General features: G+C 28.3%; 10 protein-coding genes and 1 pseudogene. 4 read left to right on the top strand and 7 right to left on the bottom strand.

From position 1 onward, the window contains the following. Positions 1 to 29 precede the first annotated feature (29 nt). From ACPKM0_RS01545 to ACPKM0_RS01530, 4 genes are all read right to left on the bottom strand, one after another. A complete protein-coding gene (locus ACPKM0_RS01545; RefSeq protein WP_472473033.1) occupies positions 30 to 944 on the bottom strand; it encodes an ABC transporter permease in 915 nt (304 codons plus the stop codon). Beyond that, entirely contained in the window at positions 944 to 1,993 is a 1,050-nt protein-coding gene (locus ACPKM0_RS01540; protein ID WP_472473032.1) for an ABC transporter permease, read from the bottom strand. Before ACPKM0_RS01540 ends, ACPKM0_RS01545 begins: the two co-directional genes overlap by 1 nt. After that, positions 1,986 to 3,512, bottom strand: a complete 1,527-nt coding sequence (locus ACPKM0_RS01535; protein WP_472473031.1) for an ABC transporter ATP-binding protein — start codon at positions 3,510 to 3,512, stop codon at positions 1,986 to 1,988. The genes ACPKM0_RS01540 and ACPKM0_RS01535 overlap by 8 nt, the downstream gene beginning before the upstream one ends. Positions 3,513 to 3,661: 149 nt before the next feature. Beyond that, entirely contained in the window at positions 3,662 to 4,675 is a 1,014-nt protein-coding gene (locus tag ACPKM0_RS01530) for a BMP family protein (protein ID WP_472473030.1), read from the bottom strand. Between the two features lie 303 nt (positions 4,676 to 4,978). Here ACPKM0_RS01530 and ACPKM0_RS01525 point away from each other — a divergent pair, with 303 nt between their 5' ends. From ACPKM0_RS01525 to ACPKM0_RS01515, 3 genes are all read left to right on the top strand, one after another. After that, positions 4,979 to 6,313 carry a sigma-54-dependent transcriptional regulator gene (locus tag ACPKM0_RS01525; RefSeq protein ID WP_472473029.1) on the top strand — a complete coding sequence of 445 codons (1,335 nt, stop codon included), beginning with the start codon at positions 4,979 to 4,981 and terminating at the stop codon, positions 6,311 to 6,313. Next, on the top strand, positions 6,306 to 8,111 hold the full coding sequence (locus ACPKM0_RS01520) for an ATP-binding cassette domain-containing protein (RefSeq protein WP_472473028.1): 1,806 nt from the start codon (positions 6,306 to 6,308) through the stop codon (positions 8,109 to 8,111). Before ACPKM0_RS01525 ends, ACPKM0_RS01520 begins: the two co-directional genes overlap by 8 nt. Before the next feature lie 170 nt (positions 8,112 to 8,281). After that, a complete protein-coding gene (locus ACPKM0_RS01515; RefSeq protein WP_472473027.1) occupies positions 8,282 to 9,379 on the top strand; it encodes an ABC transporter ATP-binding protein in 1,098 nt (365 codons plus the stop codon). A 65-nt stretch (positions 9,380 to 9,444) separates the two neighbouring features. Here ACPKM0_RS01515 and ACPKM0_RS01510 read toward each other — a convergent pair whose 3' ends face one another. The 3 genes from ACPKM0_RS01510 to ACPKM0_RS01500 all read right to left on the bottom strand — a co-directional run bounded on the left by ACPKM0_RS01510 (position 9,445) and on the right by ACPKM0_RS01500 (position 14,257). Next, complete coding sequence (locus tag ACPKM0_RS01510) at positions 9,445 to 10,743, bottom strand: aspartate kinase (RefSeq protein WP_472473026.1); 1,299 nt, start codon at positions 10,741 to 10,743, stop codon at positions 9,445 to 9,447. Positions 10,744 to 11,032: 289 nt separating this feature from the next. Beyond that, complete coding sequence (locus tag ACPKM0_RS01505) at positions 11,033 to 13,402, bottom strand: ribonucleoside triphosphate reductase (RefSeq protein ID WP_472473025.1); 2,370 nt, start codon at positions 13,400 to 13,402, stop codon at positions 11,033 to 11,035. A gap of 162 nt (positions 13,403 to 13,564) precedes the next feature. Then, positions 13,565 to 14,257, bottom strand: coding sequence for an anaerobic ribonucleoside-triphosphate reductase activating protein (locus ACPKM0_RS01500; RefSeq protein WP_472473024.1), 693 nt, complete (start codon positions 14,255 to 14,257; stop codon positions 13,565 to 13,567). A gap of 195 nt (positions 14,258 to 14,452) precedes the next feature. Here ACPKM0_RS01500 and ACPKM0_RS01495 point away from each other — a divergent pair. Then, positions 14,453 to 15,056: pseudogene (locus tag ACPKM0_RS01495) on the top strand (hypothetical protein); the annotation flags it as partial.

The raw sequence follows: 15,056 nt of genomic DNA, 5'->3' as shown, positions 1-15,056 counted from the left end.
TAAATACAAACTAACAGAATAATAATATTTTAGTTTTCTTTTACATATGCAGTTCCAAGTTTTGCAGGAACATTAAAGGATTTTCTACTAATTGTTAATACAATTGTTAAAATGTATGGTAGCGCAATAAACAATTCGTTAGGTAAAATTGTTGAGGAACTTGATTGCATAAGAATAGCAAAAGCTTCTGCTAAACCAAAGACTATTGTACCGATAAAAGCTCCAATTGGATTCCAGTTTCCTAAGAAACATATAGCAAAGGCTATCCAACCTCTACCACCAATTATATTTGTTGTAAACATTCCTAAATATCCAATTGAATAGAAAGCTCCAGCAATACCACACATTAAGCCTGATACCATAACAGTAATAAATCTAACTTTAGTAACATTTATTCCGGACACATCTACTGCTTCTGGATTTTCACCAGTTGATCTAATCACTAAACCAAGAGAAGTTTTATATAATATAAAAAAACCTAAAGGGACTAAAATATACATTGTATAAGTTAAAATATTCTGATTAAACAAAATTGGTCCAAAAAATGGTATTTGGGATAATAAAGGTAAAGCTATTTTCTGTAATGGCTCAACTGTTAAAGGAGACAAAGGTACTCCAAAAACTACTCTATGTAAAAAAGCACATAACCCCGCAATCAAAATATTAATAGCTGTACCTGTTACAATCTGATGTTGTTTTAATGTTACACATAAAAATGCATATAATACAGCAACTAATAAACCAGCAATTGCTGCAAAAAATAATCCAACAGCTAAACTACCAGATATATAAGCTGTAGTAAATCCAGCCCAAGCACCCATAAGGAAAATTCCTTCAATTGCAGTTACCATCATCCCAGTTCTTTCAGAAAAAACTTCAGATAGAGCTCCAAATAATAAAGGGGTACTCATCATAATCGCTCTTGATAATAAATTTACTAACATTATTTATCCCCCTCTAATAATAATTTCTTTTCTCTATTTACTTCTAATTTATTTCTAACAAAATAAGAAATTATAACGAAGACCATTACAAAACCTTCCATTAAATCAATAATAGAAGAAGGCACTCCTGAAATTTGTCCCATAATTGTTCCACCGACATGTAATGCACCAAATAAAATTGAAGCAAATATAATTCCAATAGGATTAGCGTTTGCAAGTATTGCAATACCAATACCAATGGCCCCTATTGAAGGATTAAACCCTTGTAGCAACATGTGTTGTACACCATTTACTTCTGTTACACCAGCTAGCCCTGCTAATCCACCACTGACGAAAAAGGCAAATACGAATATTAATTCTGGATTTACACCACTCATTCTAGCAGCTTCTTGATTTTGTCCAACAGCTCTAATTCTAAACCCTAGAGTTGTTCTATATAATAATAACCAAACTAATATTGCAACGACAATTGCTAAAATAAAGCCAAAATGTAATCTTGTATGAGGGACAATTTTAAACAACCAAGTACTTCTTGCTAAAGAATCTGTTTGAGGATATTCACCTTTAGCTTCAATTAAAACAGTTCTTAATAAAAAGTTCATTAAATTTAATGCAACATAAGTACTCATCATGCTAATTAAAAATTCATTTGCTTTAAAACGAGCTTTAAAAAATCCAATTAAACCACCCCAAAGACCACTTATCAAAAAAGAAAAGATAATAGATAAAACTATTGCAATAGGATGAGGTATTAATAGAGATATAGAAACAGCAGTTAAAGCACCAATATAAAACTGACCTTGAGCTCCAATATTAAATAAATTAGCTTTAAAAGTAAAAGCAAAAGCTAAAGATGTAAATATTAATGGTGTAGCTTTAACAAAAATTTCACCGATAGTATATCCATCTCTAAACATAGAAGAAAACAACAAAGCAAAAACTGAAATTGGGTTCTTTCCTAAAAATAAGATCATCATTCCACTTAAAAATAAACCCATAATAACAGCTAAGAAGCTTGTGATTAAAATATCACGAGTCTTTTTATCCATTTATATCTCTCCCTTGATTTTTATAACCTGCCATTAATAATCCAATCTTTTCACTATTCAAATCTGATGTTTTATAAACACCTTGTATTTCACCTTTATAAAAGATTGCAACCCTATCACATAAGGTAAATATTTCTGAAAGTTCTGTTGAAACTAGCATAACAGCTTTTTTATTCTCTTTTTCTTGTAAAATAGATGAATGAACATTATTTATAGCACCTAAATCTAAACCCCTAGTTGGTTGGTCAAAAATAATAAAGTCTCCACAATTAATAACTTCTCTACCAACAATAACTTTTTGTTGATTCCCTCCTGATAACTCTTTAGCAAGAGAAGCAGGGGAAGGTGCTTTTACATTAAAATCATTAATAATTTTATTTGTTTTATCATTTAATTTTTTTCGGTCAATTAAACCATTCTTTTTTAATTCATTCGAATAACTTGATTTTAATAAAATATTTTCTGCCAAACTCATAGACATAACCATACCATATCTATGTCTATCGGATGGTACATATCCCATACCTAATGCTATTCTTTCTTTTATTGATAAATGAGTAATATTTAAATCATTTAGATGAATTGAACCATTATCAGTTTTAATAGCTCCACAAATTGACATACAAAGTTCTTGTTGTCCATTTCCTGATACTCCAGCAATACCAAAGATTTCACCTTTATGAATATCGAAAGATATATCATTTAACAAAGGAATTCCACTTTTACTTTTTACGGTTAAGCCTTTTACTGATAGGCATACGTCATCACTATATTGAGAAAACTCATCTCTCTCAACTTGTTCAAAATCACCTTCAATCATCATCCTAGATAATTTTACTTCATCAGTTTCTTCTTTAATTACATTACCAAAAACTTTTCCAGATCTCATAACAATAATTCTATTTGCAACTGACATCACTTCTTTTAATTTATGAGTAATAAAAATTACAGCATTTCCTTGCTTAGAATAATCTTTAACAAAATTCATTAAATTATCAATTTCTTGAGGAGTTAATACTGCTGTAGGTTCATCCATAATTAACAAATTAGCTTCAAGGTATAATGCTTTTAGAATTTCGACTTTTTGTTGTTCTCCAACAGTTAAATCTTTTATTTTTTTTCTAGCATCAACTTTTAATTCATATTTATTAGCAAGATCCTGTATTTTTTGTTCTTCATAATTCCAATTAATTTTACCCTTTACATTTCCAAGTATTATATTTTCAGTGACAGTATGAGCTGAAACTAAAGAAAAATGTTGTTGAATCATTGATATTTTATATCTCATAGCATCTTTAGGAGATTTAATAAAAATTTGTTCACCATCTTTAAATATTTCTCCTTCATCAGCATTATATAAGCCATAAAGGATTTTCATACAGGTACTTTTGCCTGCTCCATTTTCACCTAGTAGAGCTAACACCTCTCCTCGACTAACTGAAAAGGAAACATCTTTATTAGCTATTACTTTTGCAAAATATTTTGAAATACCTTTAAGCTCAAAAAAAGGTTTATACATTTCTTTTTCCCTATTTCTTTATTTATTTTTTATTATTTTTTATGAATTGTTTATAATTAAATTGTAAAATCTAATTATAAACAAAAATATCTCTTTAATTATCATATTTATTACACAATATCCCAAAGGGATATGTGTAATATTAATTTTTATTTAAACATTGAAGCAAAATCTATTTCACCAGCTTCTGCTTTAGCCATACCAGATTCAACATTTGCTTTTGTTTCAGCTGAAATTAAATCAGTATAAACAGGTTTGAAAATACCTTCTTTTATACCAGCTTCATGAACCATACCACCGTCTAAAGTACCATCATAGTATTTTTGAACAGCCCATGTGTAGAATGTTTGGAAATCAAATAATACTGAAGCTACAACAGTTCCAGGTGCTGTATCATTTTGATTACTTGAGAAACCAACAAATTTAACACCTTTTTCTTTTGCTGCTTGAATTGCACCTAAACCAACTTGGTTAGCATAAACAAATAAAGTATCTGCACCATTATCAATCATTGTTTCAGCCATTTGTTTACCTAAAGCAATATCAGACCAACTATTCGCATAAGAACGAGTAGCTACAGCTTTATTTAAACCTCTATCTTTTGCAATATCAACAGAAACAGCTTCATATACATCTAAAAGTTTTTCCATAGCTTCATTAGGGAATCCACCAATAGTTGCAAAATTACCAGAATCTGAAACTTCACCAGCTATTAAAGCTGCAACAAAACTTGCTTCATATTCTTTTGGGAAAATAGGAGAAACATTATCATAATCAGCTCTAAATCCATTTACAACACAGAAAGTAGAATCAGGATATTCACTTGCTATTTTATTTGCAGCATCATCAAATTGAGTACCTGCAGCCATAATTAAATCATATCCTCTTTCAGCATAGTTTCTAAAAGTAGATTCATAATCAGATGCTTGAACATTTTCTAAGTACTCCATATTAGTACCAAGTTGTTCATTACAAGCTACTAAACCGGCATAGTTAGTTGCATTCCATGATTGATCATTAATAGGACCAGGAAGAACTAATACAATTTTTAAATCCCCTATACCTGCTTCACTAGAACTTTCTTTTTCTTCACTATTTCCTTGAGCAAAAATTGAAGTTAATGCTAAACTTGAAATCAATAATAATGTTAATAATTTTTTCATACTCTCTCCTCTTTACTAACTCTTAATCAATTATAAAATTAATTCTAATAAATAATAGAATTATTTGTATAAAGATTTTGATTAAATTGATATAGGCCTAATCAATATAATAATTTAAACTTCTTATACAATAATTTTATAATGCAAAAAACATGCCAACCTTTATATATTATACATATCTTTTTATAGCATAATAAATTATTTATTTTATTTTATTGCCAAAATTGATTTATTGACTTACAATTGTCCTAAAATAGTACACCAAGTGTTCAAAACTGTACTATAAAAGATAGGAGAAATAATATGCATATCCTTTTAATTGATGACAATCAGCAATTATTCGAAGTTTTACAAGATAATTTTTCTTTTGTGGGTCATTATCTTTTTTATGCTAATAATAGAAAAAACGCCTTAAATATGTTATCTAAAGAAACTATTAATTTGATACTACTTGATGTCCGTTTAGGTGAAGAAAATGGTGTTGAAATATTACCAGAATTAAAAAAAATGTATGAAAACATTCCTATTATAATGATAACAGGATATGCGACAGTTGAAACTGCTGTTAAAGCTATGAAACTTGGAGCATATGATTTCGTAAAAAAACCTATTGATTTTAATACACTATGTAATAGAATTGATGCAGCTACACAAAACATAAAAGTTAAAAAAGAAAACGAAAATTTAAAAGAGCGACTAAAAGAAGGAAGTCCATTATTTGAAAGTAAAAACATTGCTTTTAACAATATTATTACTAGAGCTGAAAAACTAGCAGCTTCAGATATTTCAATATTAATAATTGGAGAAAATGGTTGTGGAAAAGAAATACTAGCAGATTATATATATAAAAACTCAAATAGAATTAGTGAGAAATTTATCAAGATAAACTGTGCAGCTTTTCCTGAAGCGCTTTTAGATAATGAATTATTTGGCCATGAAAAAGGAGCTTATACTGGAGCTGAAAGCGATTATATTGGTGTCTTTGAGCAAGCTGATAATGGAACATTATTGCTAGATGAAATTGGAGATATGCCAACAACTCTTCAAGCTAAAATATTAAGAGTTATACAAAACCAAGAAGTTAGAAGAATAGGTAGCAAAAAAACTAAAAAGATAAATGTTCGTTTTATTGCAGCTACAAATAAAGATTTATTTAAAATGGTAGAAGATAATACTTTTAGAGAAGATCTATTTTATAGACTAAATGGAGGCCTTTTAAAAATTCCGGCATTAAGAAATAGAAAAGAAGATATGGATGACTTATTTAACACACTTCTTTTTGAAATTAGCAAAAATACTAAAACCCCTAAAAAAATATTATCTAATGAAGTAAAACAAATATTTTTTAATTATCAATGGCCAGGAAATATAAGAGAATTAAAAAATGCTCTTTTATATGCTGCAACAATCTCACAAGATAATGAAATACAAATAGAAGATTTACCTCCAAGTTTTGAATTGTATGGAACAAAGAGCAAAGAGTCTTTAAGTATAATTCAACAAAGAGAAAAAGAATTAATTAAAAAAGTATTATTAAGAAATAATAATAATAAAACAGAAACTGCTAAATTTTTAAAAATGAGCAGAAATACTCTTTATCTAAAAATAAAGAAATATGGAATAGTAATTGATGAGTAATAATATTAAGATTAATGATATTTGCCTAAATTATAATGCGGTAAGAGCATTAGATCATACAACTATAGACTTTAAACAAGGGACTATTCATGCTCTTGTAGGAGAACATGGTGCTGGCAAATCTAGTATTGGACTATTATTATGTGGTTTACAAAAGCCTTCCTCAGGAACCATTACTATTAATAATAAAGAATACTCTTCTATTAAAACCAAATTTGCAAAAAACAATAAAATAGAATTTGTTCATCAACAATTACTTTTAAACCCTTATTTTACTGTCGCAGAAAATCTCTTTTTTTGTGACAATAAATCTCCATTCTTTTCTTTAAATCTTAAAAAGAAAATACAAGAGCTATCAAACAATTATATAAATGAATTAGGATTTAACATAGATTCAAGTAAAATAACAAAGAACTTAACTTTAGCAGAAAAAGCTTTAGTTGCAATATTAGCTAAAATCAAAAATAATCCAAAAGTATTAATACTTGATGAAGCCTTAGACAAGATATCAGTAGAATCCTTTTCTGTTTTAAAACCAAAACTAGTTGAACTTAAAAATAATGGCTGTTTAATTATCATAATGACTCATAAAATAGACTGGATTTATGATATTGCTGACACAATATCTGTAATTAGAAAAGGACAGAATATCATAACTGAAAATATTCAAGGAATTGGTAAAATGCAAATTATTAAAATGGCATATACACAATTTTCAGAAAAACCAAGTTATCAACATGAAATTAATTCTTTCTATCATCTAATAAAATATAATGAAGCAATTTTAGAAACATTGCCTGTTAATTTAATTATTTTAAATAATGAAGGAATATTAAAATTAATTAACAAATATTTTATTAACAACTTTACCATCGATATAAATGAATATTTAGATAAACCTGGTGAACTTTTATTACTTAATTCTAATGAAACAACAATAAATTTAATTATGGGATTAATTCAAAATACTGAAGAAAGCACCATTTTTCATTTATCCATTTGTATAAATAACAATAAAGGAATTTATAATGTTCATTATTCTCCTATTTATGATGAAAAAGATAAAATAGGTGCAATGATTATTTTTTATGATATTACCGAATATGATAATGTACAATTTAACAACCAATTATCTGAAAAATTATCTTCTATTGGACTACTATCAGCAGGTGTAGCTCACGAAATTAATAACCCTCTTGAAATAATAAGCAACTATTTAACAAATATTAAATTCAGATACAATGAACCAGATTTATTAAAAATAGTTAATAAATTATCAAAACAGGTTGATTATATTACTAAAATAATTAGCAATCTACAGAACTTTTCTAATCTCGATAAAGTTTCTGTTGAAACTGTAAACTTGAATGATTTAATAAAAGAAATGATAGATTTATTAAAATTAAATGCAAAATTAAAAAATATAAAGATAGCTCTAATTGAAAAAAATAAGAATTCAATTGTTTTTATAAACGAAAATGAATTAAAACAAGCTATTTTAAATATTATAAAAAACAGTTTTGAATCTATAAAAGAAAATGGAGAAATTGAAATTATTATCGATCAAATAAACAATAATACAGAATTAGAGATTAAAGATACAGGTTTTGGGATTGATGAAAGTAAAGATTATTTCACACCTTTCTATTCAACAAAATCTCATAACGGAGTAAATACAGGCTTAGGTTTATCATTAGTATATGGAATTGTTACTAAATACAAAGGAGTAATTTCTATTAAAAACAGGCTAGACAAACAAGGATGTATTGTTAAAATTTCTTTCCCAACGATAGTATAATTATTTAATTATTAATAAATTATAATGTATACTATTCACTAATATGCTTTCATTTATTTACCTAATAAAACGATATTAAATTTATATAAAAATATGCACTAAAAAAGATTTGACAACGCAATAAATTCCTAGTATTCTATTACCAAATAAAATAAATATAGGAGCTTAATATGGCAACTGTAAATCTAAAAAACATCTGTAAAATTTACGATGGTAATGTTAAAGCTGTAGATAGTGTTAACATTGACATTGAAGACAGAGAGTTTGTGGTTCTAGTAGGACCTTCCGGTTGTGGTAAATCTACCACTTTAAGAATGGTAGCTGGTTTGGAAGATATCTCTTCTGGTGAGTTATTAATTGATGGAAAATTAGTTAATGATGTACCACCTAAAGATAGAGATATAGCAATGGTATTCCAAAACTATGCACTTTATCCTCACATGACAGTTTACGATAACATGGCATTTGGTCTAAAAATCCGTAAATTTGACAAGGCAGAAATCGATCAAAGAGTTCGTGAAGCTGCAAAAATTCTTGACATTGAAGAATTATTAGAAAGAAAACCTAAAGCATTATCAGGTGGTCAAAGACAACGTGTAGCTGTAGGTCGTGCTATTGTTCGTCAACCAAAAGTATTCTTGTTCGATGAACCTTTATCTAACCTTGATGCAAAATTACGTGTACAAATGAGAGCTGAAATCTCTGGATTACACCACAGATTACAAGCAACAATGATTTATGTTACTCACGACCAAGTTGAAGCTTTAACTATGGCTGATAAAATTGTTGTTATGAAGTTTGGTGTTATTCAACAAATTGGTAAACCTTTAGAATTATATAACGAACCAGTTAATAAATTCGTAGCAGGATTCATTGGATCTCCTCCTATGAACTTTATTGAAACTAAAGTTGAAGCTGAAGGCGATGATATCTTTGTAAATGAAGGTACTTTCAGATTAAAAGTAACTGCAGACCAAGCTATAGCTCTTAAGAGTTATGTTGGCAAATCTGTTACATTTGGTATTCGTCCTGAAGATGTACAATACAGTGAACAACCTGTAAAAGATACAACAATTGTAGGTAGTGTTTCAGTTGTTGAACCTTTAGGTAGTGAAACTCACGTTTATGTATCAACATCTAAAGCTCAAGTTATTGGTAAAATTGCTCCTCAATTTGAAGTATTCCCTGATGACAAAGTAGCACTTATCCCTGTTATGGAAAAAGCAAAATTCTTTGATTTAGAAAGCGAATTAACTATTAACAAATAATAAGAAGCAAAAAAACAAGGCTGTTCATTGAACAGCCTCTTTTTTTTATAATAATTTAAATAGCATTAAAATAATTTATCAAAAATAACTTCAACAGCTTTAGATGCTTTATCATCATCAACTACAAAATATACAGAAAGAGAAGAAGCCCCTAATACACTTTGATGAACTGTAATATTGTTTTCTTTTAACGCTTCAAAACATTTACTAATACAATCAATATCATTATTAATATCTTGACCAACAACACCAACTACAGATAAAGAATTTAATATATCTATTTCACTAATATCAAAATCTTCTTTAAATCTTACTTTTATGTCATTTAGGATTTTACCGCTAATTAATTCTGAATCAAACAAGAAAGAAAAAGAATCAACACCTTGAACTGCAAAATTAGGGGTAATACCATATGATTTTAATACAGCATGAAGAGTATTTATCATTCCTGATTCTTTATATAACATTAATTTTTTACCCAAGAATTTAGAAAAAGAAGATACTTTTGATACACCTATTGGTCCACTATTATCTTTCGATGAAACAATCATTGTACCGTTAGCTTCTGGATCATTAGTATTTTTAATATTAATTGGAATACCGGCTTCCATTACAGGAGCTATAGCATCAGCATGGAAAACACTAGCACCAAAGGCTGACAATTCTCTCACTTCACTATAGGTCATTGTTTCAATAGGATATGCTTTTTTTATAAATCGAGGATCTACATTATAGCAACCTGCTACATCTGTCCAATTTTCATAAACAGAAGCATTCATTGCTTTAGAAATTATAGCACCTGTAATATCTGAACCACCTCTTGAGAAAGTAGTAATAATGCCACTTTTATTTACTCCATAAAATCCAGGTATTATATATTTTTTAGTTGAATCTAATTTTTTAGTTATTTTATCCCAAGTTTCATCAGCTACATAACCATTATCATTTATAACAATTAATTCTGCAGCATCTACAAATTCATAACCAAAATATTGTGAAATTACTATAGCGTTTAAATATTCACCTCTTGAGGCTGCATAATTCTCATTAGCATTCAAAGTAATTTCTTCTTTAATTTCAGATAAAGCTTTCTTCATTATTGAAGTATCTAAATTAAAATCTTCAAGTATTTCAATAAATCTTTTTTCAATTTGAGTAAAAGATTTATCACAATTTCCAGTTTCTTTTACTTCTTTACAACAAGAATAGAGCAAGTCAGTTACTTTAATATCAGAACTGTCTCTTTTCCCTGGAGCTGAAACAACAACTATTTGCCTATCTAAATTAGATTCTACAATAGATTTTACTTTTTCTAATTGCTTCGCACTAGCAACAGAACTTCCACCAAATTTACAAACTATCATACGCTTATTCCTTATATAATTTTAATTTAATATATAGATAGTTTGATTTTTCATCAAGAGATGAACAAAAAAAATAAGGAGAGAGCCCTCAAAACTCTCCCCAATGGAATATGTTAACTATTTGGAGACCTAACTTACTATAAGATAAAAAAACTTATAGCTTCTTCCATTTTATGTTTCATGTAGAAACACAAAGACATAATCTTTAGTATCTATATGATAAGCTATCATTAATAATATGGCAAGGGATTTTTTAAATTAAACCTTTGCCATATTATAACAATTTCAATTATGCTCTTCTTTCACAATAACCTTTTATTGCAGAAGCATTTGTATAAGTACTTACATCACCATTATTTACAACGACTAGAGTTGGAGCTTGCATGATACCAAATTCTTTTACTAAATCCAATTCCTTAGTAGCATCTACAACATTATAAATTATTCCAGCTTCATCTAAGAAACGTTTAGCAATTTTACAATTTGGACATGTAGGTGTAGTAAATAACATAACACTATCACTTGAATTAGCAATAAGAATTTCTTTTGAATCTTCTTTTTTTACTCTATCTGTTTTTTCTAAAGTACTTGTTTTAAAATTATATTCAGTTCTTTTTTCGAACTCTTTACTTTTCCCAATATTCCAGTTTTGAACAGGTCTATAGTAACCTGTAATTCTACTATAAACTTCTGCATCTCCACCACATTTTGGACAAGTATAATGTTCACCTGCAATATATCCATGTTTCGGACAAATTGAATAAGTAGGACTGATAGTATAATAAGGCAACTTAAAATTATCAGCTATTTTTTTAACCATTAATGCAGCTTCTTTCCAAGATGAAAGCTTCTCTCCAATAAATGAATGGAAAACAGTTCCTGAGGTATATAATGTTTGTAAATTATCTTGATGCTCTAAAGCTTCAAAAACATCAGAAGTATAATCAACAGCTAAATGAGAACTGTTAGTATAGTAAGGTCTATTATCATCTTCACTTGCAGTAATAATTCCTGGATAATGTTTTTTATCATGTAAAGCTAATCTATATGAAGTACTTTCTGCAGGAGTTGCTTCTAAGTTATAAAGATCTCCATACTCTTCTTGATAGTCTGATAAGCGTTCTCTCATATAATTTAATACATCTTGTGCAAACTTTTTACCTTTTTCACTTGAAATTCCATCACTAACCCATGAAGCATTTAAACATGTTTCATTCATACCAACTAAACCAATAGTTGAGAAGTGATTATCAAAAGTACCTAAATATCTCTTAGTATAAGGATATAAACCTTCATCTAATAATCTTGAAACAATATTTCTTTTGACCTTTAAACTTCTTGCAGCTAAATCCATTAAATAATCAAGTTTTTCATAGAATTCAACTTCACTCTTTGCTGTATATCCAAGTCTAGGTAAATTAATAGTAACAACACCGATACTACCAGTAGATTCTCCACTACCAAAGAAGCCACCACTTTTCTTTCTAAGTTCTCTTAAATCTAAACGAAGTCTACAGCACATACTTCTAACATCGCTTGGTTCCATATCACTATTTACATAGTTTGAAAAATAAGGAGTACCATATTTTGCAGTCATTTCAAACAACAATTTATTATTTTCTGTTTCTGACCAATCAAAATCACTAGTTATTGAATATGTTGGAATAGGATATTGGAATCCTCTACCATCTGCATCACCTGAAATAAATACTTCAATAAAGGCTTTATTTACCATATCCATTTCTTTTTTACAGTCTTTATACTTAAAGTCCATTTCTTTACCACCAACAATTGCTGGTAGTTCAGCTAAATCAGAAGGAACAGTCCAGTCTAATGTAATATTAGAAAATGGAGCTTGAGTTCCCCAACGTGAAGGGGTATTAACACCAAAAACAAAAGATTCAATATTTTGTTTTACTTGTTCATAAGATAAATTATCAACTTTAACAAAAGGAGCTAAATAAGTATCAAAAGAAGAAAATGCTTGTGCACCAGCCCATTCATTTTGAAGGATGCCTAAGAAGTTAACCATTTGATTACACAATGAAGATAAATGTTTTGCAGGTTTACTAGTAATCTTTCCAGCTATTCCACCTAAACCTTCTTTGATTAACTGTTTCAATGACCAACCAGCACAATAACCTGTTAACATGGATAAATCATGAATATGGAAATCACCATTTCTATGAGCATTACCAATTTCTTCATCATATATTTCACTTAACCAATAATTAGCTGTAATAGCACCACTATTTGAAAGGATTAAACCACCTACAGAATAAGTAACAGTTGAATTTTCTTTTACTCTCCAGTCATCTAATCTTAAATAGCCATCTACAACATCTTTATAATCAACGATTGTTGAACGCATATTTCTAATTTTTTCTCTTTGCTTTCTATAAAGAATATATGATTTAGCTACATCACCATAACCAGATAATTGAAGAATATTTTCAACTGAATCTTGAATAGCTTCAACAGTTATTAAATTATTTTCAACTTTTTCTTCAAAATTAGAAGTAGTTTGCAAAGCTAATAAATCTATTACACTAGAATTATAATTCCTTCCTGAAGCTCTAAAAGCTTTTTCTATAGCATGTGAAATTCTATTAATATCAAATTCAACAACACTTCCATCTCTTTTGGCAACTTTATACATCTCAACTACCTCGTTCTTTATTAATTCTTTGTACATTTTTATCAATTCTTACTTAATGAAAAACATTCTCGATAACATTAAGTATAGCATAGCATTTATTAATACGCAATATGTATTGTACTATTTTTTTTATTACACTATAGATAGTGTTTTATCCAATAATTAAACCCCTCGAACTTCTACAAAATTTATATAACTCTTTAATATATTTTTAATAGAATTCATTTCATTTACATTAAATCCTGTTAAATTTTGTTGAATATTTGTACCAGAATCTTCAAATTTTTGTAAATACAGTTTTTGGTTTTTTTTAAGCCACAAACCAATTCCTTCAATCTCTTTTTCACCATGTAATTCTTTGACTAAAGTAGTTCTAAATTCATGATCAATATTTGATGATTGTAAAAGATCTACACTTTGTTCTATTGAAGTGATATCAAAATTATCAATACCAACTGCTTTTGAATATCCTTCTTTACTACTTTTTAAATCCATAGCAACATAATCAACTAAATCTTTCGATAATAGGTTTTCTAACTTATCTGGAAAAGATCCGTTTGTATCAAGTTTTACCAAATAACCTAAATCTTTTAAATACTTAATATAATCAATAACATTTTTTTGGAGTAAAGGTTCTCCTCCAGTTATACAAACACCATCTAAATAACGAATTCTTTTTTTAAGAAACTTATCTAATTCTATGCTATCAATAACAGGTTCACTTGACGGGTTTAAAACTAATGCTGAATTTTGACAAAAAGGACAGCGAAAATTACATCCTCCCGTAAATAAAGTACACGCTAATTTTCCAGGATAATCTAACAGTGTAGATTTAATTAAACCATGAAATACCATATCAAATCCTCCAAAAGTTTAGAATCATTATAATTTGACAAATCGTAATTGACCCTTTAATTTATAATTATACTACTACAAGGCATAAAGTAAAATTTATTTTAATTTTAAACCAAAGTTAAAATATAGAATATAAAATATACTTACAACTTATCATAAGTTAATGGTAAAGCTAAAAAGTCAATTTGGAGCAACATGTTTAAATTAGCATTTAGAGGAATAAGCAGATATAAAAAAAGAACTATTATAACAGTATTTGTTGTTGTAATAGCTGTATTTTTTTCAGTATTTATGCACACATTTATTACTGGCATAAAACTAGATTCAGAAAAAAACTTAATCTATAACGATACTTCAAGTGCGAAAATTTATGCTCAAGAGTATTTTGAAGAAAGGGATTATCTTCCCATTGATTATTTAATTAACCAAGAACAAAGCTCTAAGCTTGAAAGATTATTAAGTGATAATGGTTATGATAATTATACAAAAGAGTTCATATCTTCAGCACAAATAATGTTCTATGAAGACCCTTATCCAGCATCTGGTTCACTTTCAGTAACATTAAAGGCTATAGATTCTAAAAATACTAATGCTTATAATTTTGACGACGCTACAATCAGAGGTGATTGGATATCTAAAGATAATGAAGGTGTTGTAATAGGTGCTAAACTTGCTGATGATATAAATGCAGATATCGGATACTACTTAACTATACAAACTAAAGGTAAAGGTGGTTTTATCCAAGCTTTTGATATTCCTATTATTGGTATAATCACATCAGGTGACCCTGTAGTAGACT

This window comes from Pleomorphochaeta sp. (genome assembly GCF_050031695.1).
Classification (GTDB): Bacteria; Spirochaetota; Spirochaetia; order Sphaerochaetales; family Sphaerochaetaceae; genus Pleomorphochaeta.
Note: the sequence above shows the minus strand (reverse complement) of the source record. Positions and strands in the feature narration are given on the sequence as shown.